Here is a 1,254-nt window from a genome sequence, read left to right as displayed (position 1 = left end):
ATCGAGCAGCGTGGTGCGCGTGTCGACGGTCAGCCGCTGGACCTTGCCATTGATGTGGAGTTCCACGGCCATGCGCTGCGGCGGGAGTTCGGCCTCGTTGGGCGCGGGGGCGCTCGACTGCGCGGCCGCGGTGCCCACTGCCTGGACCGCGGCGAAAGCCGCGCCGGTCTGGAATACGGCACGGCGCGTGACGGGCCACTTCGAATCGTCCGCTTCGGGCGTGGAGGGCGCTTGCATGGAGACTCCTTGGGACGCCCAATGCGGCCGCATGCATTCAATGCATTCCGAGAGCAGCACCCTAGGAACGCGGCGGCCGCGCATGTATTCACTGGCGCGCCGTCCTTCTGTAGGCGCAGGCCCACGCATGCCACATGGGTGTAGAAAGCAGGTCCAGCCTCCCGCCTTAGTGCCTTCATGATCACCGTCCACCATCTCGACAACTCGCGCTCCCAGCGCGTTCTCTGGCTGCTCGAAGAGCTCGAACTGCCCTATGAGATCGTCCATTACCAGCGCGATCCGAAGACGATGCTCGCGCCGCCCTCCCTGCGCGCCGTGCATCCGCTCGGAAAGTCGCCGGTGGTGACGACCGATGACGGACTCACGCTGGCGGAATCGGGCGCCATTGTCGAAACGGTAATCGAGCGCTACGGCAATGGCCGCCTCGCGCCGGCGGCGGGCACGCCCGAGGCCTTGCGCTATCGCTATTGGCKTCACTTCGCCGAAGGCTCGGCCATGCCGCCCCTGCTGCTGAAACTGGTGTTCGACAAGATCGAGAAATCGAAGATGCCTTTCTTTGCCAGGCCGATCGCCAGGGCCATCGCGAGCAAGGCGAAGGCGGGCTTCATCACGCCGAACATCACGAGCCACCTGGACTTCATGGAAGGCGAACTCGGCAAGACCAAATGGTTCGCCGGCAATGCGTTCTCGGGCGCCGACATCCAGATGAGTTTTCCGGTCGAGGCCGCGGCGGCGCGAGGCGGCCTCGATGCGAGCCGCCCGCGGTTGATGGCGTATCTCGAACGAATCCATGCGCGCCCCGCCTACCAGCGCGCCCTGGACCGCGGCGGCCCCTATGGCTTGTTGAGCTGAGTGGGCGCGCGCATCAGTTCGGCCAGAGATGCAGCAGTGCGGCCGTCATGGTGATGTAGCGCGCGAACTTGCCGATCGCCATGTAGGCCACGCACGGCCAGAATGGCAGCTTCAGCCAGCCGGCGACCGCGCACAGCGGATCGCCGACGATGGGCAGCCACGCGA

1 protein-coding gene and 1 pseudogene are annotated in these 1,254 nt (G+C 66.1%); one reads left to right on the top strand and one right to left on the bottom strand.

All coding sequences use genetic code 11. From position 1 onward, the window contains the following. Positions 1 to 237, bottom strand: a pseudogene (locus AC1DTN_RS37215) (hypothetical protein); the annotation flags it as partial. 177 nt (positions 238 to 414) lie between these two features. On the opposite strand from AC1DTN_RS37215, the gene AC1DTN_RS37210 reads away from it, so the two are divergent. Continuing rightward, positions 415 to 1,089 carry a glutathione S-transferase gene (locus AC1DTN_RS37210; protein WP_477925093.1) on the top strand — a complete coding sequence of 225 codons (675 nt, stop codon included), beginning with the start codon at positions 415 to 417 and terminating at the stop codon, positions 1,087 to 1,089. Positions 1,090 to 1,254: the final 165 nt, after the last annotated feature.

It is taken from the genome of Rhizobium sp. 01T444 (assembly GCF_056398305.1).
Note: the sequence above shows the minus strand (reverse complement) of the source record. Positions and strands in the feature narration are given on the sequence as shown.